This window comes from Microcoleus harperi Pol14_C6, assembly GCF_036701295.1.
Taxonomy (GTDB): domain Bacteria; phylum Cyanobacteriota; class Cyanobacteriia; order Cyanobacteriales; family Microcoleaceae; genus Microcoleus.
Window position 1 is genome coordinate 82,516 of sequence record NZ_JAUBQN010000004.1, and the last position, 26,353, is coordinate 108,868.

At 47.4% G+C, this 26,353-nt stretch carries 14 protein-coding genes; 10 read left to right on the forward strand and 4 right to left on the reverse strand.

Features of this window, described 5'->3' with window-relative positions; genetic code table 11:
• Positions 1-43: 43 nt before the first annotated feature.
• From QUA27_RS05020 to QUA27_RS05035, 4 genes are all read left to right on the forward strand, one after another.
• On the forward strand, positions 44-1,375 hold the full coding sequence (locus tag QUA27_RS05020) for a P-loop NTPase fold protein (protein ID WP_333066744.1): 1,332 nt from the start codon (positions 44-46) through the stop codon (positions 1,373-1,375).
• Between the two features lie 683 nt (positions 1,376-2,058).
• Complete coding sequence (locus tag QUA27_RS05025) at positions 2,059-7,533, forward strand: WD40 domain-containing protein (RefSeq protein ID WP_333066745.1); 5,475 nt, start codon at positions 2,059-2,061, stop codon at positions 7,531-7,533.
• A gap of 196 nt (positions 7,534-7,729) precedes the next feature.
• Positions 7,730-8,536 (forward strand): TPM domain-containing protein, encoded by an 807-nt coding sequence (locus tag QUA27_RS05030; protein ID WP_333066746.1) that lies wholly within the window; start codon positions 7,730-7,732, stop codon positions 8,534-8,536.
• A 107-nt stretch (positions 8,537-8,643) separates the two neighbouring features.
• Entirely contained in the window at positions 8,644-9,267 is a 624-nt protein-coding gene (locus QUA27_RS05035; protein ID WP_015179019.1) for a precorrin-8X methylmutase, read from the forward strand.
• 116 nt (positions 9,268-9,383) lie between these two features.
• On the opposite strand, the gene QUA27_RS05040 is transcribed toward QUA27_RS05035, so the two are convergent.
• Positions 9,384-10,022: a response regulator gene (locus QUA27_RS05040; protein WP_333066747.1), complete on the reverse strand. Its 639-nt coding sequence runs from the start codon at positions 10,020-10,022 to the stop codon at positions 9,384-9,386.
• Positions 10,023-10,180: 158 nt separating this feature from the next.
• Positions 10,181-11,377 carry a sensor histidine kinase gene (locus tag QUA27_RS05045; RefSeq protein WP_333066749.1) on the reverse strand — a complete coding sequence of 399 codons (1,197 nt, stop codon included), beginning with the start codon at positions 11,375-11,377 and terminating at the stop codon, positions 10,181-10,183.
• Between the two features lie 443 nt (positions 11,378-11,820).
• Here QUA27_RS05045 and QUA27_RS05050 point away from each other — a divergent pair, with 443 nt between their 5' ends.
• The 4 genes from QUA27_RS05050 (at position 11,821) to QUA27_RS05065 (ending at position 21,427) form a co-directional block, all read left to right on the forward strand.
• The gene (locus tag QUA27_RS05050; protein ID WP_333066750.1) at positions 11,821-12,270 is read left to right on the forward strand and encodes a hypothetical protein; all 450 of its coding nucleotides are present in this window, start codon (positions 11,821-11,823) and stop codon (positions 12,268-12,270) included.
• Between the two features lie 350 nt (positions 12,271-12,620).
• Positions 12,621-14,636, forward strand: a complete 2,016-nt coding sequence (locus tag QUA27_RS05055) for an efflux RND transporter periplasmic adaptor subunit (RefSeq protein WP_333066751.1) — start codon at positions 12,621-12,623, stop codon at positions 14,634-14,636.
• Positions 14,637-14,769: 133 nt separating this feature from the next.
• Entirely contained in the window at positions 14,770-17,907 is a 3,138-nt protein-coding gene (locus QUA27_RS05060; protein ID WP_333066752.1) for an efflux RND transporter permease subunit, read from the forward strand.
• Between the two features lie 379 nt (positions 17,908-18,286).
• Positions 18,287-21,427 carry an efflux RND transporter permease subunit gene (locus QUA27_RS05065; RefSeq protein WP_333066753.1) on the forward strand — a complete coding sequence of 1,047 codons (3,141 nt, stop codon included), beginning with the start codon at positions 18,287-18,289 and terminating at the stop codon, positions 21,425-21,427.
• Positions 21,428-21,521: 94 nt separating this feature from the next.
• On the opposite strand, the gene QUA27_RS05070 is transcribed toward QUA27_RS05065, so the two are convergent.
• Together QUA27_RS05070 and dapB are read right to left on the reverse strand one after the other, a co-directional pair.
• Positions 21,522-22,232 carry a DUF8619 family protein gene (locus QUA27_RS05070; RefSeq protein WP_333066754.1) on the reverse strand — a complete coding sequence of 237 codons (711 nt, stop codon included), beginning with the start codon at positions 22,230-22,232 and terminating at the stop codon, positions 21,522-21,524.
• 189 nt (positions 22,233-22,421) lie between these two features.
• The gene (gene dapB / locus QUA27_RS05075) at positions 22,422-23,249 is read right to left on the reverse strand and encodes a 4-hydroxy-tetrahydrodipicolinate reductase (protein ID WP_333066877.1); all 828 of its coding nucleotides are present in this window, start codon (positions 23,247-23,249) and stop codon (positions 22,422-22,424) included.
• Positions 23,250-23,551: 302 nt separating this feature from the next.
• Here dapB and QUA27_RS05080 point away from each other — a divergent pair, with 302 nt between their 5' ends.
• Complete coding sequence (locus tag QUA27_RS05080) at positions 23,552-26,074, forward strand: EAL domain-containing protein (protein WP_333066755.1); 2,523 nt, start codon at positions 23,552-23,554, stop codon at positions 26,072-26,074.
• A gap of 71 nt (positions 26,075-26,145) precedes the next feature.
• Positions 26,146-26,268: a DUF4160 domain-containing protein gene (locus QUA27_RS05085; protein ID WP_333066757.1), complete on the forward strand. Its 123-nt coding sequence runs from the start codon at positions 26,146-26,148 to the stop codon at positions 26,266-26,268.
• The last annotated feature ends 85 nt before the right edge of the window (positions 26,269-26,353 follow it).

Below are 26,353 nucleotides of genomic sequence, written 5' to 3' on the forward strand. Positions count from 1 at the left end.
TAGACTTTCGATTAACTTTTTTAACTTTTATTCGGCTTCAATTGTGATCGCACTCGAATTAGACAGATTCTATAAAGCCTGCAACCCGAGCAAGACTCTTGTTGCGGGAGACCCAGGAGATTATCAATACTACATTGATTTTGGTTCCGTGCGCGGCGGGAAAATCATTGAATCTTTACAGCGAACGATTACCCGCATCTCCCCCAACGAGCCAACCTGTCAGCTATTTACAGGACATATCGGGTGTGGCAAATCTACGGAATTGTTTCGGCTGAAAGCTGAGTTAGAGCAAGAGGGTTTTTGCGTCGTCTACTTCGAGTCTTCCCAAGACTTAGACATGGGTGATGTAGACATCAGCGATATTTTGCTGAGCATTGCGCGCCAAGTCAGCGAAACTATGGAATCGGCTAAAATCAAACTCAGACCGAGCTATTTTACAAATCTGTTTGCAGAAGTAGCAGAATTTTTGCAGACTCCCATAGATTTGTCAGCGGAAGCCGAGTTATCTGTAGGCATTGCGAGAGTTACTGCTAAAACTAAAGACTCTCCCAAATTGCGATCGCAACTTAGGCAATATCTCGAACCCCGCACCAACAGCATTTTGCAGTCGATCAACGAAGAACTCCTCAACAAAGCTAACGCTGAACTTAAGCAGCAAGGCAAAAAAGGACTCGCAGTTATCGTTGACAACCTCGATCGCCTCGACGCATCCCTCAAACCCAGCGGACGCACCCAGCCAGAATACCTGTTTTTAGACCGCGGCGAACAGTTGAAAAAACTCAATTGCCACGTCGTCTACACGATTCCCCTGACTTTGATTTTTTCCAACGACTTCGGCCGCCTTGCCAGTCGATTTGGAGTCAAACCCAAGGTGATGCCGATGGTACCGGTGCAAATGCGATCGGGCGACGACCACATTGAAGGAATGGCACTGCTGCGGCAGCTAGTATTAGCTAGAGCTTTCCCCGCAGTTGCTCCCCATCAACGCATCGATTTGATTTCCCAGGTGTTTGACTCTCCCGAAACTTTAGATCGGCTTTGTCGGATTAGCGGCGGTCACGTTCGCAATCTACTAATGCTTTTGTATAGCTGTTTACAGCACGAAGACCCTCCCTTCTCTCGCGAATGCCTCGAAAGCGTCATTCAAGAATATCGCGATGACCTTTTGGGAGCCATCAATGACCTGGAATGGGAATTGCTGTTTCAAGTAGTCAAGCGACAAAGTGTAACAGGCGAAGAAGAGTCTCAAATCTTGTTGCGAAGTATGTTTGTCTTTGAATACCGCGATCAAGAAGGTCGTTGGTTTGGGATTAATCCAGCTCTAGCAGAAACCAGAAAATATAAGGAGTGGCTGCAGCGCTGTGAAGCAAAATAGTTGGGATTTGTGAGATAGCTTCGTGACTCTAAGAACCCTTAACCACGAGGGAATTAGAAAGTATTTAACTGAAAATTCATCGCTCACAACTCCGAAATCTTACCATCCAATACAGAAATCAGTCAGCGGTTTTTGCCACTGGCTGATTTCTGTTGAATGCTGGCTATAGGCGGTGAATGTTATTGTCGTGTAAAACTTTGCCACCACTAAGGACTTTGCCCACTCTCAACTCTCATATCTGCAATGTCAGACCCCCTATTTCTGTTTTTATCTGTTGCTCTTAATTTCACATAATTTGAGCCCGAACAACATTTTTTTTGCGGTTGTTTTAAATGCCTGCTACAGATATATCGAAGTTGTTTACTAATAGCTAGCAGTCGGTACGATCGTGAACTTAGCAGTTCCCTATTTACGATCTGTAGTCCTTTATATGTAGCTGAATCAAAAAATCTAAGGATGACCTTAAATTTTTATTGGGAAGTCTAGCATTCTCTGAGATTGAGAGGTATGATATCTTTACATTGGCTCTAATAACTATGTAAGTATTGATAATACAAGTACGGAAAACTACGTATTTATACAGAGATAAAGCGTCAGACAGAGACGGCTATGTCTAAGTAGATACGCTTTCAGTCACGATTGGCGAGCGTTAGGTAATTGATGAATGCAAAAGAGGTGCACGCATGACCGATCTAATTAAGGTACAAGAAACTGCCAACTACAACGAGCGCTCGCTCAAAACTCTGGTCAGGTCAATCACAATGTCTCAACACCAATTCTCGCTAATTTTGGTGCGCTGCAACTACGAGCAGTTGCGGCAGCAAATAGCGGAGCGGCTGCGAGAAGTGTCCCCAGTTCCAATTCAAGATCTCCTCCTGCCAGCTTCAGTCAAAACCCTTTACACTACTCTGCAGGCAAGCACTTTCCAGGAGGGGTACTCGCCTGTCGGTGCCGCCTCGGCTTTGATGGTATTCGGTTTAGAAACAGTAGTAGCGATCGACGAACTGATGGCTTCTACCAATCAAGTGCGAGACGAATTTCGCAAAAATTTTTCCTGCCCAGTGATTTTGTGGGTAACAGATGACATCGTGACCAAAATGATTCGTCTGGCCCCGGATTTCAAAAGTTGGGCCGCCGCCACAATTAAATTTGAAATGAGCGTTGACGAATTAATTAATTTCCTCGCTAAGCGGGCCGATACTATATTTAAAATAGGCGAACTCAATCAAGAACTCGCCAGCAGCAACGTCAGCAGCATAGCTAATTGTGAGACCTGCGAAACCCCGTGCGAAAAACGCGGTCTGGAGCGCGAAATCAGCTCTGGAGAACGCTTTCTAACTTTTAACTCAGCGCCCCAAAACCGACGACAATCAAATGTCCACTCGTATTCGCCATTGAGCCCGGGCAATACCTTCGATTTGGCGATCGGCTCTTTGCCACGCCGAGAACTAGAATTAGCTTTAAGAGATTTACAAAATCGCGGTGAAGAATTAGAACCCGCCCTCAAAGCCAGCCTGCAATTCGTTCTCGGTCGAGATTACTATGTCAGCGACCAAACCGAAACTGCCTTAATTCACTACCAAGAAAGCTTAGTATTTTGGCAGCATCAAACTGGCAATTGGGAACTCGCAAACTGGGAAAATTCCGAAAACCCAGAAACCCTCTCCTGCTCATTGTCCAATCCTGTCCCCAACATCCTATTTTTAGAGAGAGAAGGGATAGTGCTATTTCACATAGCCCTGTGTCACCGCTTGCAAGCAGCCAGAAATCCGGTAGCTAACCGCCAGCACTGGGAACAAGCTTGGATTAGCCTGGAACAATCTAGAAACGCTTTCTCCCTTGCCTCACGCCCCGAATTGGTAGCTGAGGTGACAGCACACCTCGGAGAAGTGCTGCAGCGCCTGAAAGCTTGGGGAGAGTTGCAAGCATTAGCTGAAAATTCTTTGCAGTTGCACTTCACTTACGGTACTCCCAGTCAACTAGCTCAAGATTACGGCTTTTTGGCTGAAGTTGCCCTGCAACAGTCGAGGTGGAGTCAAGCCCGCCAGCTAGCCGAGTTGGCTTTGGCGATTTTGGATCAAACGCCTAATGATTTGAGATTGCTGATTGAAGATTTGAGATTGGGGTTTGAGGGAAATTATCCAGAATTTGTGGGTCCTAACGAGTTAAGTAATGAACCCAAATCTAAAATCCAACATCCTAAATCCGACAGGAGTTCGTATCTTTTACTTTTAGCCAGAAGTTTGCGACAGCTAGGGCAGTGGGAAGCGGCGGTTCATTCTTTGGAGTTAGCTCAATCTCAAAGCGAGCCGAAGTACGACCCCCGACTTTACATCGATATTTTGACAGAACTGCAAGCGGTTTATTTCGAGCAGGGAGAGTATCTGAAAGCGTTTCGGATTAAAAAAACCCAGCGTTCGATCGAATATCAATACGGATTTAGAGCTTTTATCGGAGCCAGCCAATTGCAGCAGCAGCGCCAAGCGGTCAATCCTTCAGGTCCCTCAGCTCAAAACCAAGCTGCCATCGCAGCCGAAATGACAGCTTACTCGCGACAAACAGATATCAATAGCTTGCTAGAAAGAATTAGCAGGGACGACCATAAATTAACTATTATTCATGGGCCCAGCGGAGTCGGGAAAAGTTCTCTAGTCAATGCCGGCTTAGTACCAGCTTTGAAAAATATTACTCCGGGCGCACGGGATACATTGCCCGTAGTAGTCAAAGTTTACACCGACTGGCTGGTGGAGTTAGAAAATGCTTTGAACAGCGCACTGTACGACAAACAAGCCGAAGAGGAAAGTAAATTAATCTCGAAAGGACTACAGGAAATCCACCAAAAAAGTTGCTCGGTTATTCCTGCTCGCAGCTCGGAAGTCTCTTCTTTTATTATAGAGCAGTTGCGCGAAAATGCCAGAAATAATTTATTGACTGTGCTGATTTTCGATCAATTTGAAGAGTTTTTCTTTGTTTCGACTTCAGTGGCACAAAGACAACTTTTTTATAATTTTTTGCGGTTGTTCTTGAATTTGCCTTATGTCAAGATAATTCTGTGCTTGCGCGAAGATTATTTGCACTACTTACTAGATTGCGATCGCTTCCCAAATCTTGACGCTATTAACAATAATATTCTCGACAAAAGTATCCGCTACCAACTGCGGAGTTTTTCTATCAAAGACGCGCGGGCTGTCATTGGACACTTAACAGAGCGGGCGGAATTTTATTTAGAGCCGGCACTGATCGATGCCTTCGTAGAAGATTTAGCAGACGAACTGCAAGAAGTGCGACCAATCGAATTGCAGGTAGTAGGAGCGCAACTGCAAGAAGAAGGCATTACCAGTTTAGCACAATACCAGCAATTGGGGGACAATCCCAAAGCGGAATTAGTGAAAAGATCGCTCGAAGGAGTCATCTCTGACTGCGGTCTGGTTAACGAAGATGCAGCGTGGAAAATCTTGTTTTCCCTGACAGATGAAAGAGGCGTTCGCCTGATAAAAACCAAACACGAACTCTCGTTAGTGACAGGTCCGCAGCCAGCCGAGGCCCGGGAAACCGAATTATCGGCGATCGGCAGAAACCGAATTCCCTTACACCGACAGTTCGCAAAAGACTCTGAAAACCGACAAAATAAAACCGACAACCTCGACTTAATTTTAGACATTTTAGTTGGTCATGGTTTGCTATTTCTGCTACGGGAAGCGCCCGAAGACCGCTATCAATTGGTACACGACTATTTAGTGCGACCAATCCGCCAAAGATTCGGCTTAGAAGCCAGACTGCACAAAGCAGAAGCAGACAAAAAAATGAGTCAAGCACAGCTCTACCGAGCCAATACTTTTCTCAAACAACTGCTGGGAGTAGCAGTGATCGGCGTCATGCTGCTAACCAGTTCCACCATCGCTGCCGTCAACTTTTGGTGGCGGGCCGTTGGTCAAAAACAGCTAGCTGTCGCTCAAACTCAGCGAGCCGAAATCAGTACCCTGACAGCAGCTTCTGAAGCACTTTATTTCTCAAACAACAAATTTGACGCCATGATGGAAAGTTTGAGAGCTGGTAAAAAGTGGAAACAAATCGAACACTCCCAACAAATGTATACTCTCAAAGACACCGAAATTTTGATTTCTGCTGCCCTCCAGCAGGCAGTTTATGGAGTCAAAGAACGCAACCGCTTGGAAGGACACGGCGATGTAGTTTGGGGTCTTAGCTTCAGTCCAGACGGCGAAACAATAGCTTCTTCTAGTGTAGATAAAACCGTCAAACTTTGGCGGCGCGACGGCAGTTTGTTGGCAACTTTCAAAGGCCATACTAACAGTGTCTCCTGTGTGGCGTTCAGTCCCGACAACAAAACCCTAGCCTCGGCAAGTTTAGATAAAACTGTCAAAATTTGGCAAACAGACGGCAGTTTGCTGGCAACTTTCAAAGGGCATACTAACAGCGTTACCAGCGTTGCTTTTAGCCCTGACGGTCAAACGATCGCCAGTGGCTCTACAGATAAAACTATCAAACTTTGGAAAACCGACGGCACGCTGCTGAGAACGATCGAACAATTTGCTCCCGTAAATTGGCTAAGCTTCAGCCGCGACGGCAAAATAGTCGCTGTGGCGAGTGATGACGGTACCGTGAAACTGTGGAGTTCTGACGGCCGATTAATCGCTAATTTATGGCATAGCGAAAACAGACAACCCTCGAAAATTTACACCGTCAGTTTCTCCCCCGATGGTGAAACGATAGCCAGTGCGGGTGAAGATAAAACGGTGAAAATCTGGAGCATCGCTGCACTCAAACACCCACCAACAGAAAATTATACACCAGCAAAAAAAGGTGAACTGCTAACAACTTTGCGGGGACACAGCAAGTGGGTATTTGGTGTCAGTTTCTCCCCCGACGGTCAAACACTTGCTTCGGGAAGTGCAGACGGGACTGTCAAACTCTGGAGTCTTGCTGGTATTGGGGACAAACGCCCAACCGATGCTAGCAACATTAAACCAGAGAGTCGCTTACTGAGAACTTTTGAGGGACACGCCGATCGAGTTACTCAGGTGAGTTTTAGCCCGGAAGGCAAAACCTTGGCTTCGGCAAGTTTTGACAAAACTGTCAGGCTGTGGCGGCTCGATGACGTGCCGCTCAAAACCCTCGACGGACACCAAAACCGGGTGCAAGGCGTTACTTTCAGCCCCGACGGCCAAAGGCTGGCTTCTGCTTCTACGGACAAAACTATCAAACTCTGGAGTCGGACGGGAGTTTTGCTAGAAACCTTGGAAGGACACACTCAGAGAGTCGCCAGCGTCAGTTTCAGCCCCGACGGCCAGCTACTTGCTTCTGGGAGTTACGACAAAACGGTGAAAGTCTGGAGTTTGACAGAAGATGGCATGAATAATATTCTCCCTTGTCCTTCGGCTCCGCTATTCCCGTGTTCGCCTTCTGTGCTGTTCACTCTCGACGGCCACGCCGACAGCGTGATGAGCGTGAGTTTTAGCCCCGACAGCGAGATTCTGGCTTCGGCGAGTAAGGATAAGACTGTGAAACTCTGGAATAGAAACGGCAGGCTGATTAAGACTTTGACGGGACACACAGGCTGGGTGACTGGGGTGACTTTCAGTCCCGACGGCTCGATGCTGGCTTCTGCAAGCGATGATGGTACTCTCAAACTCTGGAATCGAGACGGTCGTTTGCTGAGAACTTTTGAAGGAGCTCACAACAGTTTTGTGTTGGGGGTTGCTTTTAGCCCTGATGGCAAAATGCTGGCTTCGGCTGGTTACGACAATTCCGTGAAACTGTGGAAGGTGGACGGGACTTTGGTGGCGACGCTGCTGAAGGGTTCTAGCGACAGCGTGACTAGCGTGGGTTTTAGCCCGGATGGTTTGTTGGTTGCTTCGGGCAGTTATGACCATAAGGTGAAGTTGTGGAGTCGCAGCGGGACTTTGCTGAAAACTTTGACGGGTCACAAGGATAGCGTGATGAGTGTGAGTTTTAGCCCGGATGGGAAGGTTCTGGCTTCTGCGGGCCGGGATAATCGGGTGATTTTGTGGAATTTGGATCTTGACGATTTGCTGGTGAGGGGCTGTGACTGGGTGGGAGATTATCTGAGAACTAATCCTAATGTGAGCGATCGCGATCGGGGTCTTTGTGAGGGGGTTGGGGCAAAATCTCAATTGTAGTCTGAAGGAAGAGGGAAGAGGGAAGAAGGAAGAAGGAAGAGGGAAGAGGGATTCCAAACTTTCCTTACTCGAACTCTTCCCCTTGGTCTCGGCTTCCTGTAAAGTAAATAATTGTAAAGAAATATGAGTTTTCTCTTATCCTCTGGTTAAGACGACCAGCTAGCATTCACAATTAAGACCCGGATTATAAGTTCCTATGTCACAGCTTTTCCCGCGAAAATTTCTAGCCTCTGTTGTCGCATTTTGTCTGGCTTTGTCGGTGTGGGCGATCGCACCGGCGGCCCACGCTTTCAATAATCCCGATTTGTTGCCTTCAACTCAGACGCCGATCATTGACTTAGCTAAAGCCCTTACGGATATTGAAGAACAAAATTTGGCAAAAAATTTAAAGGCATTTGAAGCCGAAACCGGTTGGAAACTGCGAGTGCTGACTCAGTACGATCGCACGCCCGGTTTGGCTGTCAAAAGTTATTGGGGGCTAGATGACAAGAGTGTGTTGCTAGTTGCTGACCCCCGAGGGGGCAATTTGCTCAATTTTAATGTGGGCGACTCGCTGTATCCGCTGCTGCCGCGAACTTTTTGGGTGGAACTGCAAACCCGCTACGGTAATCAATTTTTTGTGCGGGACAATGGCGAAGATCGAGCGATTATTGAATCTTTGGAGTCGATAGAAGGCTGTTTGCGTCAGGGCGGATGCCGCGTGGTTCCCGGTTTGCCGAGGGAACAGTGGGTTCTGACATTAATTACGTCGGTGGTTGGCGGCGTCATCTGCGGCTTTGCGGCTCAACCTCGGAAGCCGGGACAGGTTGTGGCTTGGCAGTGGGCGCTGATTTTTTCGCCGCTGTGGGGAATTCTGTTTTTCGCTTTCGGACTTGGGCCGGTGGTGACTCGGACTTCTGACTGGTTGCCTGTGGTTCGGAATGTGGCGGGTTTTGCGATCGGAGTTTTGGTGGCATTCCTGACTCCGGTGTTGGGCAAATCTTCTTCGTCGTCGGAAACTTAGTTGTCAGTTGTCAGTTGGCACTGGGCAGATTTTACTCAACAGTCAACGAATGACTAAAAGCTGGTAAGCTGATACCTGACAACTCAGAGGCGACAGCTATCCAACAAATGGAATGGCACGTAAGCGATGCCCAGAGTCTGGGATTAATCGATAACGAAATTGGCGACCACGGTTTTTCAGCGGCGGAGTACGAAATAGTCCGCCGCGTGATTTATGCGACTGCTGATTTTGAGTACAAGTCTTTAATTAGTTTTTCCGATCAGGCTTTGCAGGCTGGGGCGGCGGCTTTGGCTGCTCGGACTACGATCGTGGTAGATGTGCCGATGGTGCAGGTGGGCATTACGCCTCTGATCCAAAGTACCTTTGCGAATCCGGTTTACTGTTCGATGGAGGCTTTGACACGCCCTCAAAAGGAAAGGACGCGGGCGGCTTGGGGGATTGAAACTTTGGCAAGACGCTATCCTGAAGGGATTTTTGTGGTGGGCCAGGCTCAAACTGCTTTGTCGGCGATCGTGGATTTGATTGAATCTGAGGAAATTCGACCGGCTTTGGTAATTGGGACTCCTTCTGGGTTTGTAGGGGTTGACGTGGCGAAGTCGCGGCTGCACGATTCGATGATTCCTCACATTCGGATTGAGGGCCGCAAGGGCTCTGCTGTGGTGGCTGTGGCTATTGTTAACGGGCTGGTGGATTTGGCTTGGCAGGCTTACGGCCAAGAGGGGAACAGTTGATGATTTTGTGTGCTACTGGCGCGGATGGGTGGGTGTAAAAAATCGGGCGGTAAGAAAGTGGCTGAATCTGTCTCTGAGCAAGGCTTGGATCGCCACTTTCAGGCATCGATAAGTCCTTAATTGAAGAGTGAATGAGCCAACAGCGCGGCTTGAGTTCGATCGCGCAAATTTAACCGACTCAAAATATTCGTTACATAGTTCTTTACCGTGTTTTCCGACAAAAATAAGGTTTGAGCAATTTCTCGATTGTTCGCGCCCGAAGCTATTAAACGCAACACTTCTAATTCTCTGGGCGTGAGTTGATCTAATTCTGGTGGAGAAACAACCGTCGGATTAGTTACAGCAGGAGTCATCAGGGCTTTTTCAAACAATCCGGGGCCGAGTTGCGTGTGTCCTTTATAAACAGCGCGAATCGCTAACGCAAGTTCGTCGGGTTCGGTATCTTTGAGCAGGTAGCCTTTTGCACCCAGCCGCATTGCTTGGCTGACATATTCATCGTCATCAAATGTGGTTAAAACCAGCACTTTTGTATCGGGATAAGATTGTGTCATCGCCCCGGTTGCTGCTACGCCATCCATCACGGGCATCCGAATATCCATCAGCACAATGTCGGGGTTTAGAATGGGGATTTGGTCGATCGCTTCCTGTCCGTTTTCCGCTTCACCAATTACCTGCATATCACAATAGCATTCCAGCATACTCTTTATTCCCCGGCGAATAATATGCCGATCGTCAACTAGCAAAATCCGAATCATATAGCTATCCTCATATCAATTAGCGTAGGGAAAACAATCGCACTGCACGCTCGTTTCTTCAGTCCTCGCAGGCAGACGAAAGTTTGTATAGATGCGGTTGAAACCGCGTCTATAGCTATTATTACCTCTTCCTTCTTCCTTCTTCGTTCTTCCTTCTGCTATATGTTTTGAGAGGGCAAAGAAACCGAAATCCGGCAACCGTTTCCAAACGCGCTATAAATAGCAAATTGACCGTTTAGCGCCGCCACTCGTTCTCGCATTCCTTGGAGTCCAAAGCCCGTGGTATTTTGCGCGGGATCGAAGCCTTTGCCGTTGTCAGAAATCGACAAATAAATCTGTCCTGCGTGTTGCTGCAACCCAACTGTCACCATCGTTGCATCAGCGTGTTTGTGAATATTTGTGAGCGATTCTTGTACAATTCTGTAAAGTGTGGTATTCATTTCCTGAGATAGCAGAACTGGTAAGCGAATCGAGTTGGAAACTTCGATCGCAGTCATGCGCTGAAAGTCTTGGAGAAGTTTGTCGATCGCACTTTCGAGCGACAATCCTTGCAAAGGATTCGATCGCAACACCGAAACAGATTTGCGAATTTCTAACAAAGCTTCCGATCCGAGTTGTTTCGCCTGTTTCAGAAACTCCAGCGCTTTCTCATCCTCCGATTTCCAGAACAATAGGGCATTATTGAGCTGAATCGTTTGAGCCGCGAGGGTGTGTCCGAGTCCGTCATGGATTTCGCGGGCAATTCGATTGCGTTCCTGCAAAGTTGCCTGGTCTTCAATTCGCAGCGCATAGTGGCGGAGTTGTTCGTGAGTTATGGCTAATTTATCGTGAGCGATTTCTAATTGCTCTCGGCTTTGGCGTTCCGCAATCAACGCATTAATTAACAATAAAGCGAACACTAATGTCAAGCCAAATAATAACACATTGCTAAATCGCCATTCCCAAACAGTTGCAATGACTTTTTCAGGTAAAATAGGTTTTAATAACAGTAGCGAACTATAGGACAGCAGGGCTAAACCCAAGACTGTCACCTGCCCCGGCTGGCGGAAGATCAGACAACTACGCATCAGCAGCACGAGAAAAAGCAAAAAGCTCGATCGGCTCGATAACCCTTCCTGGACAATTGGCAGCAAAATCAAGCCAAATTCTAGGGCCGTAAATAAAACTTTTCTACCTAACCGAACGGTTGGCAAACGCAACCCGATCGCGCCGAAAAGTGCGATCGCGCCAACCCGTAACAGCGGCGACCAGAGCGACTGGAACGGATGCAGCACTTCCATCAAGGCTGCCGTCGCCAGCAGCAGCCACTCCAAATAAAGCAACAAACGAAAGGACGGATAGGTCAAGCGAATCATAGAACTTTTCCCCATCAAAAGCTGGAGCGATTCAAGCAAGGTCGCTGACCTAATTGTAGAAGGTATCTTGGAGTCAAAAAACACGTTACCCCCTTATGTTCGGAAGGAAGTTCGGCAACGCGCAGTGAATCGGGATTTAACGGATGAATGTTGAGGGAATTGGTCATTGGTCATTGAGCAATTCTCCCACTCTCCAATTCTCCCACTCTCCCACTGTCCCGCGCTCCCCTTTTGCCATAACAAACAATTTATGTGTAGCAGCTTAGCGAATCCGCCAACGCTGCCGATAGAGCCTTTTAGACTGATTTTGGGGTTTGGGACTAGGAAAAAAGTCACAACCGCAAAGTGCTTTTTGACTGGTTAGGTTAGGAGTCTTGGGTCATGCGCTGGCTGATTTTAGCCTATAAGATTTGTTGGTGAAGGTTAATTAGAGGCAGTGAAGCATGAAAAGAACAACGATCGCAGCAGCATTTGTCCTCGTCGGTGCACTTTTGGTAGGCGGTTTGTCTGCTAGTAGGCAATCCAATACTTCCGAAGCTACCCAACCTGACACGACTGCGACCAATCCAGTAAGTTCTGACCAAGCGAAGGCGGATTCTGCTTCCACTCAAACTGCTCAACCTGTCGCGGCGACTGCAACTCCAAGTTCAGCGCAACCGAAAGCAACGGATGCAGAACGCGCACAGAAACGCGAGGAACTTCGCAAACAAGTCGAAGCGGTGTTGACGCCCGAGCAGGTACAACAGTTGGAAACTAAAGTTAAGGGAGGTGAAAAAATGCGGAAAGCTTTGTCCGAGCTAAATCTCACCGCCGAACAAAGGACAAAAATTAAAGAAATTCTCAAGACTGCTTATCCTCGGGGGCAAAAGCAGTCTCAAACAAGCTCGCAATAACGCTCTGATCGGGCAATTTGCAGTGCGAAACAGATACAGGACTTGCCCGTGTGGGCTGATTTTTCCCGGTTTCACTCTTTGGGTGCCTCGTTGACTTTCCCAAGATTTCTACCAGAAACCGAGTTGATGAGCGTAAGTCCTATAAGAGCAATTTCTAAGTAGCTTAAAAACTTCTCATAGTAATTTATAGCTGCCCTAAACCTCATAGCAGATTGAGATCGCCGAATCGAGGTGAGGGTAAATGATTTTTTTGACATCCTCCCGAAACCTGATGATTTAGGTTGCAGTTTCCTTCCCTGACAGTTTTTTTGCAACTGTTTTTAAGAGTTATTTTTCCACAGAGGTTTGTGATGATCGAGGAAATTATTAATGAAAGTCGGAATGGCACTCGCCCTAAAGTTTCTGACGAAAATCTGAAGCTGAACGAGCAACCGACGCACAACGTAGAAATTGTTAGTGAAACTCCAAAAGACGCTCTCCGTGAAGTTTTTCAGGAAGCTCCAGCATTGCCCCAGAGCGAACCGGCGGAAAGTGTTGCAACCAAACAACCGACAGAAAAGGTGCTGGCGAAAGGGCGGATTGCGCTGTTTCTGTTGGGGTTGCTGCTGGTGGGTGGGTTGGGATTTTTGGTTTGGGTGCGATCGACTGCCCCTAAAGCGGAAAAACCGAGTCGCAGCGGTAAACTGCAAGTGACTCCGGTGACAGTAGCAACAGTAACGCAAAAAACGGTTCCGATACAGTTGCAAGCGATCGGCAACGTGCAATCGAGTTCTACTGTCTCGGTGACAGCACAAGCTAGCGGGCGGATTACAGGAGTTTATTTCAAGAAAGGGCAAGAAGTTAAGAAAGGACAACTGCTATTTTCGATCGACGATCGCTCTCAAACTGCCTCGATCCAGCAAGCTCAAGGAATCGTAGCAAAAAGCCAAGCACAGGTGCAACAAGCCACAGCCAACCTTTCTAAAGATCAAGGAGTTGTCGAACAAGCCAGAGCAACCCTTGACAAAGACCGAGGAATTGTTGAGCAAGCTAAAGCGACTCTTCAAAAAGACCAAGGACTTGTCCAACAAGCCAAAACGACTCTTCAAAAAGACCGAGGACTTGTCGAACAAGCCAAAATGACGCTCCAAAAAGACCAAGGTGCAGTTAAGCAAGCGATCGCCACTTTGACCAAGGATCGAGCGCAAGCACAATATGCCGAAGCCCAAAGTCAGCGGTATGCAGAGCTTTACAAACAAGGAGTAATCAGTCAAGATCAAGCCCAGCAATACGCTACCAGCAGCCGAGCCGCAGCGGCAACGGTCGATCTCGACCAGCAAGCGATCGCCAATGCTGAGACGGCGGTGAAGAGCGATCGCATCGGGATCGCAAATGCTGAGGCAGTCGTCAGAGGTGATGAAGTGGCGATCGCCAATGCTGAGACGGCGGTGAAAAGCGATCTCGTGGGGATTGAGAATGCTGAGACGGCGGTGAAAAGCGATCTCGTGGGGATTGAGAACGCTCGGGCTGTCGTGGAGGGCGATCGGGCTGCGATCGAGGGTTCTCAAGCTGGGTTGAGTGCAGACGGCGGTGCCTTGAAAAATGCTCAGGTGGAATCATCCTATACCAAGGTCTATGCGCCGATCGACGGGCGTGCCGGAAATGTGCTGGTGACAGTCGGCAATGTGGTGCAAGCAAGCACCGACAAACCCTTGGTGACAATCTCCACAATTAATCCAATTCAAGTTGCCTTTTCCGTGCCTGAATCCAACCTCCCACAAATCCAAAAATACCTGAATAACGGCAAACTTAAAGTTGATGTCACCTTTGCTGGAAACAATCGTCCGATATCGGGAACCTTATCATTTGTGAACAATACGGTTGACAATGCCACTGGATCTATTCAACTGATTGGCGACTTTAATAACGCAGATGGCAAACTTTTCCCCGGTCAATTTGTTAACACAACTCTAACATTAAGTCAACAACCAAATGCGATTGTTGTTCCCTCACAAGCTGTACAGACTGGGCCGAACGGACAATTCGTATTTGTCGCCCAAGAAGACGATACAGTGGAAAATGTGCCTGTAGTTGTCAGCAATACAATCAACGGCTTAAGTGTGATCCAAAAAGGTCTGGATGCGGGTGATGAAGTTGTCACCGACGGACAAGCTAATCTGGTTGATGGTAGCAAGATTCGCATTAAAACCGCAGGGGATGCTAAAGATAACTCTGATGGTTTAGGCAAGAGCTCTGATAGAAGTCAAGGGAATAATTCAGACATATCTGGATCTAAAAAATCGGGTGTAAAATCTGGCATAGGCTCGAATTCATCTGAAAATAAGTCATGGAAATCGCGCCAGAATCCGCAGGGCGGAGGCAACTAATATCATGTCCGGTTGAATAGCGATCGTACCTTTTTTTTCTTCGACTATGCCCTATGCCCACTCCTGCCTATGCCCTATGCCCTATGCCCTATGCCCGTATAAGTTTGATAAGTAATTAACCGGACTTGATATAATGAATCTCTCAGAACCGTTTATTCGCCGTCCAATTATGACCACCTTGGTGATGGCGGCAATTCTGATTTTTGGTTGGATGAGTTATCGCTTACTGCCGATTAGCGATTTGCCAAACGTCGATTATCCCACGATTCAAGTCAGCGCTTCCCGCCCCGGCGCTAGCCCGGAAACGATGGCGGCATCGGTGGCGCGCCCCCTAGAAAAGCAATTTTCCAGCATTGCTGGACTCGATACGCTGACTTCCACAAGTACCAGCGGCAAAACTCAAATTACGCTTCAATTCAATCTCAGCCACAATATTGATGATGCGGCCCAAGATGTGGAATCAGCAATTTCCTCGGCATCCGGCCAAATGCCCAACGATTTGCCAAATCCGCCTACCTACAGCAAAGTCAACCCCGCCGACGGGCCGATTCTTTACCTTTATCTCACTTCACCAACGCTTCCGCTTTCTGAGGTTGATAAATACGCACAAACCTATCTAGCGCAAAAGCTTTCCACAATCGCAGGTGTGGCACAAGTGCAAATTTACGGTTCTCAAAAGTATGCTGCTAGAATTCAACTCGATCCGCAACAGTTAGCAACGCGGCAAATTGGCATAGATCAAGTGCAAACTGCGATCGAACAAGGAAACGTCAACTTACCCACAGGAAGCCTTTCCGGTAGCCATAAAAACTTTACTGTGCAAACAAACGGACAGCTTCAGGATGCTGCTGCATTCCGCCGTTTAATTGTGACATACAAAAATGGACAGCCTGTTTATCTGGAACAATTAGGACGAGTAATTGACAGCGTAGAAAATACTCAACTTGCGAGTTGGTATAACAACGATCGCGCAATTATCCTCACGATTCAAAGACAGCCGGGCACAAATACTGTAGAAGTTGTAGAGACGATTCAAAAATTACTGCCCGACTTAAAAACTCAGATTCCGAGTTCGATCGATCTTGGGGTGATGTACGATGCGTCTCAATCGATTCGCGAGTCGGTGGATGATGTTCGGTTTACCCTCGTTTTGACGATCGCCCTAGTCATCTTAGTAATTTTCGTATTTTTACGCAATCTGTCTGCAACCGTCATTCCCAGTTTAGCGCTGCCGGTTTCGCTGATCGCAACCTTTGGCGTCATGCACTTATTGGACTACTCGCTAGATAACTTGTCGATGATGGCACTGACGCTATCCGTCGGCTTTGTAGTCGATGATGCGATCGTCATGCTTGAAAACATCGTCCGCCACATAGAAGAAGGAGAAAGCCCGCGAGAAGCTGCGCTAAACGGGTCTAGGGAAATCGGCTTTACGATTTTATCGATGACGCTTTCGTTGGTGGCGGTGTTTATTCCGATGTTGTTTATGAGCGAGTTGTTGGGGCGCTTGTTTCATGAATTTGCAGTGACGATTGCAGTTTCAATTTTGGTCTCAGGCTTTGTATCTTTGAGCCTGACACCAATGTTGTGCAGCCGTTTTTTGCGTCCGGTAAATCACGCCAATCAAAGCCGACTTTATAGAGCTTCCGAGTATGTATTCGATCGTTTTTTAAGTTTGTACGATTGGAGCCTCAAGAAAGTTTTAAAATATCACCGCACCACGATGATTTTGTCGTTCGCAATGGTGTTTGTCACAGTTGGACTGTTCGTCGTAGTTCCCAAAGGCTTTATTCCCAGCCAAGATACCGGACAAATCACGGGCATTACTCAAGCTGCACAAGATGCCTCTTTTGATGAATTAGTTCGCCACCAGCAAGCCGTTGTCAGCGCGATTCGCCAAGATCCGAATGTGGAAGCAGTTAACTCGAATATCGGGGCAGGAGCGAGTGCAAATGGCGGCGGGGCGGCTGTTGCCGGAAATTCGGGAAGCTTGTTTATTCGGCTGAAAGCGCGATCGCAGCGGCAGATGGGAGCCGACGAAATTGTGCAGAATTTGCGATCGCAACTAGCAGAGATTCCCGGCATTCAAGTCTTCTTGCAAAATCCTCCGGCAATCCCGCTAGGCACTCAACAAAGCACTGGATTGTATCAACTCGCGCTGCAAAGTTCTGATGTAATTCCGCTGCGGGAGTACGTCCCGCAACTGGTTGACAAAATGAAAGCAATGCCAGAAATTCAGGATGTTAACAGCGATTTGCAGATGACTTCTCAAATCAAAGTTGATATCGATCGCGACAAAGCCTCAGCATTAGGAATTACAGCTCAACAAATCGAAAACACCCTGAGAAATGCTTACGGTGCTTACCAAGTTTCCACGATTTACGGTGCGAGCAACGAGTATCAAGTTATTTTGGAACTAGAGCCCAAGTATCAAAAAGATCCCAATGCTTTGATGCAGCTTTACATCGCGACAACAAGCAGTGATTCGAGTGATGCTTCTGGCGGTAAAACACAAGTACCGCTGGCAACGTTTGCCAAAATCACTCCGGGAGTTGCACCGTTAATTGTCAACCATGTCGGGCGGATGAATGCTGCGACAATTTCCTACAACCTCGCGCCTGGGGTGGCGCTGGGAAATGCAAACAGCGCGATCGACAAAATCGTGAAATCGGTAATTCCTGACAGCATTTCTACCAATTATAAGGGCGCGAGTCAAGTATTTCAAAGTTCGCTGCCGAGTTTAGGGTTTCTGTTGGCCGTGGCAATTCTCGTCATCTATTTGATTCTCGGTATTTTGTACGAAGATTTCATCCATCCGATTACAATTCTGTCGGGATTGCCTTCGGCGGGATTTGGGGCGTTATTAACGCTGATGTTGTTTGGCGTTGAGCTCAACGTTTATTCATTCATCGGCATCATCCTGCTGGTAGGGATTGTTAAGAAAAACGGCATTATGATGGTGGATTTTGCGATCGAAGCCCAGCGCGACGACGGCAAAAAACCAGCGGAAGCAATCTATCAAGCCTGCTTAGTGCGCTTTCGGCCGATTATGATGACCACGATGGCGGCACTAATGGGAACATTGCCGATCGCCCTAGGAGTTGGTGCGGGTTCGGAATCTCGCCGCCCGTTAGGAATTGCCGTTGTCGGCGGACTTTTGTTTTCACAAGTTTTGACACTGTATCTCACGCCCGTTTTTTACATCTACATGGAATCGTGGCGGAAAAAGCTCAGCCAGGTGAAGTTTCGGCAAGTCTTTTCCTTTAAATGAGGACGGTAAAATAACTTGGTCGTAGGGTGCATCGCCTGCGATAAATCCCAACTAAATATCGATAATCTCAGGGCGACGCACCTGTCTTGGGGTGAGTATTCGTAGGGTGCGTCGTCGGCAATAAATCCCAACTAAACAGACAAGATTGCATAAGTCTTTGATTGATACAGAAACCGCAGATGTCAAGCAGATAAACACAGATAAACGCAGATAATTTTATGATTGTCAAAATGAGATAAGGTGCGTCGCCATAAGGTTGTGGATATTTAGTTAAGTATTTTCGAGGGCGACACACCCTACAACTAAAATCTCAACTACCAACAAATTTTTTAATCCGTTACATCCGTTACATAATCCGTTGCCGAACTTCCTTATTATTATGAACCTTTCAGAAATTTTTATCCGCCGCCCCGTGATGACCGCCCTGGTCACAATCGGCATTCTAATTTTCGGTTTGATGAGTTATTTTATGCTACCAATTAGCGCCTTACCTCACGTTGAATATCCATTTGTGAGTGTCTCTGCTAGCTTACCCGGTGCAACCCCCGAAACAATGTCATCCTCAGTCGCCGCGCCGCTAGAAAGACAGTTCACTGAAATAGCTGGCCTCAATTCGTTTAACTCCACCAGTTCCACCGGTAGCGCGAACATTTCCCTACAATTCGACTTCAGCCGCAGTGTGAATTCTGCTGCTAAAGACGTACAAGCTGCGATCGCCGCCGCCGCAGGTTCATTGCCATCGGGAATGCCCAAACCGCCAACTTACCGCAAAGTTAACCCTTCAGTTGCGCCGGTTCTATACCTTTATTTGTACTCCAAAACCCTGCCAATTGCAGAAGTGGATGAAGCTGCAGAAGTGACGATCGCACAACCCATCTCAGCGATCGACGGTGTGGCGCAAGTGCAGGTTTACGGGCAGAAACAATATGCAGTCAGAATTCAACTCGATCCGCGAGAATTGACCGCCAGGGGAATCGGATTAGATCAAGTTAGAACCGCAGTTACGCAAGGAAATGTCAACTTGCCAACCGGAAGCCTTTCGGGCGATAACAAAAGCTATTTAATTCAGGTAAACGGTCAATTAAATAAGGCAGCCGAATATCGATCGCTGATCGTTGCTTACAAAAATGGCGCAGCAGTGAGGCTGCAAGATTTAGGAAACGTGATTGACGACGTGCAGAATAACAAAGTCTTGAATTTGTACACCGATAAAAATGTTACAAATCAACCTGCAATCTTGCTGGCAGTGCAGCCTCAACCCGATGGAAATACTGTCGAAATCGTCGATTCAATTGTGAAAATGTTACCCGCACTCAAACAACAAATTCCCCAATCTATCGAAATGGGAATTATGTACGATCGCTCTCAATCAATTCGGGCTTCTGTAGATGATGTGAAGTTCTCCTTAGTTTTGTCGGTGTGTCTGGTTGTCTTAGTAATTTTTCTATTTTTGCGGAACCTTACAGCGACGGTAATTCCGAGTTTAGCTTTGCCTGTGGCAATTATCGGCACGTTTGCGGTGATGTATCAGTTGGGATACTCGTTAGATAACCTGTCTCTGATGGCGCTGACGCTTTCAGTGGGGTTTGTGGTGGATGATGCGATCGTGGTTCTCGAAAATATTGTCCGCCATCAAGAAATGGGACAAGCACCGCTAGAAGCAGCATTAAAAGGATCGAGAGAAATTGGTTTTACAATTCTATCAATGACGCTTTCATTGGTTGCCGTATTTATTCCCCTTATCTTTATGGGTGGATTAATCGGTAGATTATTTCATGAATTTGCGGTGACTATTTCGGTGGCAATTTTGGTTTCGGGATTTGTTTCTCTGAGCCTGACGCCGATGTTGTGCAGTCGATTTCTCAAATCGTCCCACCACCAACGACAAAACCGCTTCTACCGCATTTCCGAGCGCGGATTTGAGCTGCTGCTGCAAGGATACGAAGGGTCGCTAAAACCTGTTTTGAAATACCGTTTCGTGACGCTGATTGTTTCTGTAATTCTGCTGGTATTGACGGCTTATCTGTTCGTTCTAGTTCCGAAAGGCTTTATTCCGACTGAAGACACCGGACAACTGATGGCTAACACAAAAGGAGCGCAAGATATTTCCTTTGAAGATATGCTGCTTCACCAACAACAAATTGTTGATATCATTCGGAAAAATCCCAACATCGCAGCGTTGAACTCAACCGTAGGTGCTAGCGGGCCGAACGCATCTGCGAACAACGGACGCATTACCATTAGGCTCAAACCCCGATCGCAGCGCCGCCTCAGTGCCGACGAAATCATCCAACAACTCACTCCTAAATTGCGCGGAATTCCCGGCATTCAAGCTTTTATACGCTCTCCTGCTGCGATTCCGATCGGCGGTCAACAAACAAATTCACAATATCAGTTTACGGTGCAAAGTTTAGACTTGCAAGCGCTGCGTCAAGCGGTGCCGGAATTGTTAGCTAAAATCAAAACGCTACCGGGATTGCGCGGTGTCGATAGCGATTTGCAATTGAGCACGCCTCAGCTTCAAGTTAAAGTCGATCGCGACAAAGCCGCAGCCGTCGGCGTTAGTGCTCAACAAGTGCAAAAAACTCTCAGCGCAGCTTACGGTTCAGGACAGGTTTCGACGATTTATACCCCGAACAATCAATTTACGGTTGTGTTAGAACTAAAGCCTGAGTTTCAGCGCGATCCGAGTGCTTTGTCGATGCTTTACGTGCGATCGAACACCGGACAAATGATATCGTTAAATACGATCGCAAATGTCACCCAAACAGTCGGCCCGCTAACCGTCAATCACCTAACGGGATTGCCCTCTGCTACAATCTCCTTTGACACTCTTCCAGGCACATCACTGAGTCAAGCAACCGCAGCTATCGAGAAAGTTGCAAAGGATGTTTTGCCGCCGTCAGTGACAACAAGTTTCCAAGGTGCAGCACAGGTATTCAACCAATCTTTTAACGATTTAGGTTGGTTGTTGCTAGTTTCTATTGTGGTGATTTATTTAATTCTCGGCATTTTGTACGAGGATTTCATTCACCCGCTGACAATTTTGTCAGGTTTGCCGTCAGCCGGATTTGGTGCGCTGTTAACGCTGGTAATCTTTCAGGTTGAACTCAATCTCTATTCGTTTATCGGGATTATTCTGCTGGTGGGAATTGTTAAGAAAAACGGTATTATGCTAGTAGATTTTGCGATCGAGAAACAGCGCAAAGAAGGCAGAAGCGCCTATGATGCCATCTACGAAGCTTGCATCGTCCGCTTCCGTCCGATTATGATGACGACGATGGCGGCTTTAATTGGAACTTTGCCGATCGCCCTGGGAGTTGGTAGCGGTTCCGAATCGCGCCGTCCGTTGGGAATTGCGATCGTCGGTGGGTTGCTGTTTTCGCAAGTTTTAACGCTGTATCTTACTCCGGTATTTTACACTTATATGGAAGCGTGGCGAAAACGGCTAGGTCAACCAAAAATGAAGCTGTCTGAATTTTTCTGGCGTCCGAAAACTCGACCTTCGAGCAGAAATTAATACCAAATCCGTGTTGAAAACTTCTTTTTAATTCTGGGCGGTTTCAACCGCAGAATAGAATCTTGAACGTGGATTAGGTAGTCTGTTTTATTAATTAATAATCAGCGGGCGATCGCCTTTTTACTCCTCTACTTTGATTATCGCGATCGCGGTCTTTTTTCCTACCTTTTTTAATTTGCTGGCTCATTTCTACAAACAAATCCCTACGCAGATAAGGATAGTCGCTCACCCACACGTCGCGGCTGGGAATGTAAATATCTGAAACTTTGGCAATCCGTCCCAAATCTTCTTGATTCGACATGATTAACATTAAAGCAGCTTGGCCGCGGGCAATTCCTTGGTGATCTTTCCGCAAGGGAGCTCGAAGTGTAGTGGTAAATCCGGTTTTGTCGCCTACTTCTAAATTAATTCGCGGTTCTAAGTTGTCAACTATTACGAGTTGTCCTTTTTGATTGACTGTTTCTTCTTGACTGGTGACTTCATCTGTAATATATATATCCAAAACTCGTCCTTGCCAAAAACCGCAGTATTGATATTTGCGACATTCTGCATTCCGCAAACTCGCCCACAAAATCGGCCCCCACAGCCAGTACAAACCAGCTATCAATCCGGTGATTAAAACTAGCGGTCCGACATCGGAACCGGCGAAGTTGTAGACTACCAGGAGGAAAACTACGCTGACTGCTGAGATTAACATTCGCCTCAAAAAATCGGGCGGTTTTCCCCAGATATATTTGTATTGCGCTCCCGTGGCGACGGCGGGAATTAGTTCTTGAAAGGTTTCGCGGGTTAAGGGAATTAGCATAGGAAGTTCGGCAACGAGCAATGTACGGGATGCAACGGCTATCTGTTCGGAAGCGGATTATATTAAGGGATTTAACAGATTTAACGGATTGATGTTGAAGTCAAAAATCAGAAGTTAGAAGTCAAAAGTTAGAAGTTAGATTAATTCCACATTACTAATGACTAATGACTAATGACTAATGATTAATGACTACAAGATTTTTTCCAGGCCGTAAACGAGCGATCGCAATTCAAGGACTTTGCGTACAGACAGCAAGACTCCTGGCATATAACAAGCGCGATCGCTAGTATCGTGTCGTAAAGTATAAACTTGACCGGCGCCGCCAAAAATTACCTCTTGGTGGGCAATTAAACCGGGTAAACGGATGCTGTGAATGCGAATCCCTTCATCCGCCACTGAACCTCGCGCTCCGGCTAATTTTTCGGTTTCTTCAACTTCTGGCGGATTGAAAGTTTTTCCCATTTCTGCTAGCATTTGGGCAGTTTGAATTGCCGTACCGCTGGGGGCGTCGGCTTTTTGATTGTGGTGCAGCTCGATAATTTCTACGTGTTCAAAATACTGAGATGCCGTGACGGCGGCTTGTTGGAGCAAAACCATGCCGATCGAGAAATTGGGTACGATCAAACAGCCGATGCTGGCTTTGTCAGCAAATTCAGCTAAGTTTTCAATTTGCTTGCTGCTCAAGCCGGTAGTGCCGACTACCGGGCGAATGCCGTAAGCTATGGCCGATCGCACGTTTTCATAAACTGACGAAGGGTGCGTAAAATCTACCATCACGCCTAACTGCTTTTCCTGAGCTGCTAATACCAGCATTCCTTGCAAGTCGTCAGTGATGGGAACTTCTAACGGGCCACATCCGGCTAATTCGCCGGCATCGGCGTTGAGGTACTCAGGAGAACGGTCTACAGCCCCAAATAAGGTCATGTCACTAGCATGGGCGATCGCCTTAATTACTTCGCGGCCCATTTTGCCTGCTGCACCGTTAACAATCACCGGAATCGGAAGTTGATTCGCCATCATCTCAAAAATATCCTGAAAGTTTGATCGACTAAATTTTAACGCTTGTGCGAATTTGGGGAAACAAGGAATGAAAGACAGGATTTGTCGGCAAATCTTCAAAAACCCGGTTCCCATTCGAGAAATACTTTGCCAAATCGAGTAATTAGCTTAAAGAAACTCGGTTGCGGCACAAGTTCTGAAAAAATTACATTCAATCTCATATTAAGCTCAATTCTGTAAGAACAGACTTGTGCAAAGCTAATTTGCACCGACATATTTTTTCTGTGACTGCCAAATTCTCTCGAAATCTTAGATATGTCATGTCTGTCGCAACTGGTCTCAACCTGAGTTTTCAAAACCGACGGATCAGGATTTTGCCTGCAATGCTTGCGGGCGCGACTGTAACGCTGCTGAATATGGGAGTTCGGCAGTTGGGAGGCCTGCAAAACTTGGAATTGGGGAGTTTTGACTCGTTACTGCGCTTGCAGCCTGATTTGGGACCCGATCCGCGACTGCTGGTAGTGGGAATTTCTGAGGCCGATATTCAAGCTTTGGGGAGATTTCCCATTTCTGACGGTGCGATCGCTCAAACCTTGGCAAAACTGCAAAAGTATCAGCCAAAAGTCATCGGTTTGGATTTGTACCGGGATTTGCCTCAAGCGCCGGGACACGAAGAATTGCTGGCCGGGCTCAAAGCACGGAATGTTGTGGCGATTTATAAATTGAGCGATTCAGAAAGTGAGGGAGTGGCTGCGCCCCCGGGGATACCGCCCGATCGGCTCGGTTTTAACGATTTCGTGCTCGATCCTGATGGCGTTGTACGCCGCAATTTGCTCTCAGTCTCGCAACCAGACAAAAAGATTGCTTTATCGTTTTCTGTGCAAGTGGCTTTGCTGTATCTCAAAGACAGAGTACAGCAGAAAAATAGTCCTGTTCATCCCCACCAAATCAACTGGGGAAAGGCAGAATTTGTGCCTTTAACTTCTCACAGCGGTGGCTATGCAAATCTCGACGCCAAAGGCTACCAAATTCTGCTCAAATACCGTTCTGGTAAGGATGTGGCGCGACAAGTCAGTATCACGCAGGTATTGAAGGGGGAAATTGAACCAAGCTGGGTTAAGGACAAAATTGTGTTGATCGGGACGACTGCACCGAGCACCAGAGACGTGTTTCTGACGCCCTACAGTCCCGTTAAAAAGCAAAGTCCGAAAATGCCGGGAGTGCTGCTGCACGCGCAAATGCTCAGCCAAATATTGAGTGCTGTTTTGGATGGGCGATCGCTCTTTTGGGTGTGGCCGGAATGGGCGGAAATTTTGTGGAACGGTGCTTGGGCGATGGTTGGCGGGGTTTTGGCTTGGCGGATTCAGCATCCTGTGAAGGCGGGATTGGCTGGGGGTGCGGGATTGATGGGACTGCTGGGGATTAGTTATGGGATTTTTACTGGGGGTGGGTGGGTACCGTTAGTGTCGCCGACTTTGGGTTTGGTGGTGACTGGTGTGGGTGTCAGTGCTTACAGAAAGCTTTACGATGCTTTTCACGATTCTCTGACGGGTTTGCCCAACCGGGATTTGTTCGTGGATTGTCTTGGGCGGGCGATCGCCAATACTAGGGGCCGGCGCAGCTATCTGTTTGCGGTGCTGTTTCTGGATTTAGACAGGTTTAAGGTGATTAATGATTCTTTGGGTCATTTGGCGGGGGACGAACTGCTGATGTCGGTGGTGCAGCGGTTGAGGGCGATTATTGGCTCCGGGGATACTGTGGCGCGGGTGGGGGGTGACGATTTTGCGATTTTGGTGAGGAATGTTGATGTTGGCAGTGCGGTGGATTTGGCCGGTCGCATTCACCAAGCTTTAATTGTGCCTTTTGATTTGAAGGGGCAGGAGGTGTTTGTGACGGCAAGTATCGGGATTGCGGTGGGCGGCGAACCTGCTGCTACTGTCAGGGAACAGCCGGAACACTTGCTGCGGGACGCCCACACGGCGATGTACCGGGCTAAGGCTTTGGGAACGGGAAGGTATCAGGTGTTTAATGCTTCGATGCACGCTTTGGCGGTGGAGAGATTGCAGTTGGAGACTGATTTGCGGGTGGCATTGAAGCGTCAGGAGTTTTTGCTGCATTACCAGCCGTTTGTATCTTTGGCAACTGGTAGGATTATTGGGTTTGAGGCTTTGGTGCGCTGGCAGCACCCGCTGCGAGGTTTGATTTCGCCGGTGAAATTTATTCCGGTGGCTGAGGAAACGGGGGCAATTGTGCCGCTGGGTGAGTGGGTGTTGGAGGAGGCTTGCTGGCAGTTGCGGCTTTGGGAGGGAATGTTTGATTTCGATCAACCTTTAATTATGAGTGTAAATTTGTCGGGAAAGCAGTTTGCCCAGCCGGATTTGGTCGATCGCATTCAGATGATTTTGGAAACAACGGGTTTGAGTGCCGATAGTTTGAAGTTGGAGATTACTGAGAGTGTGGTGATGGATGATGTGGAGTCGGCGATCGCGGTTTTGAAGCAGATGAAAGCGTTAAATGTCAAGTTGGGAATTGATGATTTTGGCACTGGTTATTCGTCGTTGAGTTATTTGAGTCGTTTTCCTACGGATACTTTGAAGGTTGATAAGTCGTTTGTGGGGCGGATGGAGCTCGAAAGCGAGGGGGAGAATGTGGCGATCGTCCGCACGATTGTGGCGCTGGCTCACGCTTTGGGTATGGATGTGATTGCTGAGGGTGTGGAGACGGCGGCACAATTAGCTAGATTAAGGGCGATCGGCTGCGAATACGGTCAGGGTTATTTTTTTGCTAAGCCGTTACCGAGCGAGGCTGCGACTGCTTTGATGGCTTCTGGGCCGCAGTGGTAGTGATTAGTTATTGGTCATTCTTCTTCGTGGTTATATACAATAATCTTCCTATCGTCGTTTAGAAAAGCTTTATGCCAGAAGTTACACGATTTTACGGAATAATCATCAAAATTTTCTTTGGGGATCACCCACCTCCTCATTTTCACGCAGTTTACGGTGAGTACAATGCTTTGATCGGCATTGAATCTTTATAGATTATTGAAGGAGATTGACCGAATCGGGCCCAAAAGCTGGTAATAGAATGGGCTACGTTGTACCAGAAAGAACTGCTGGATATGT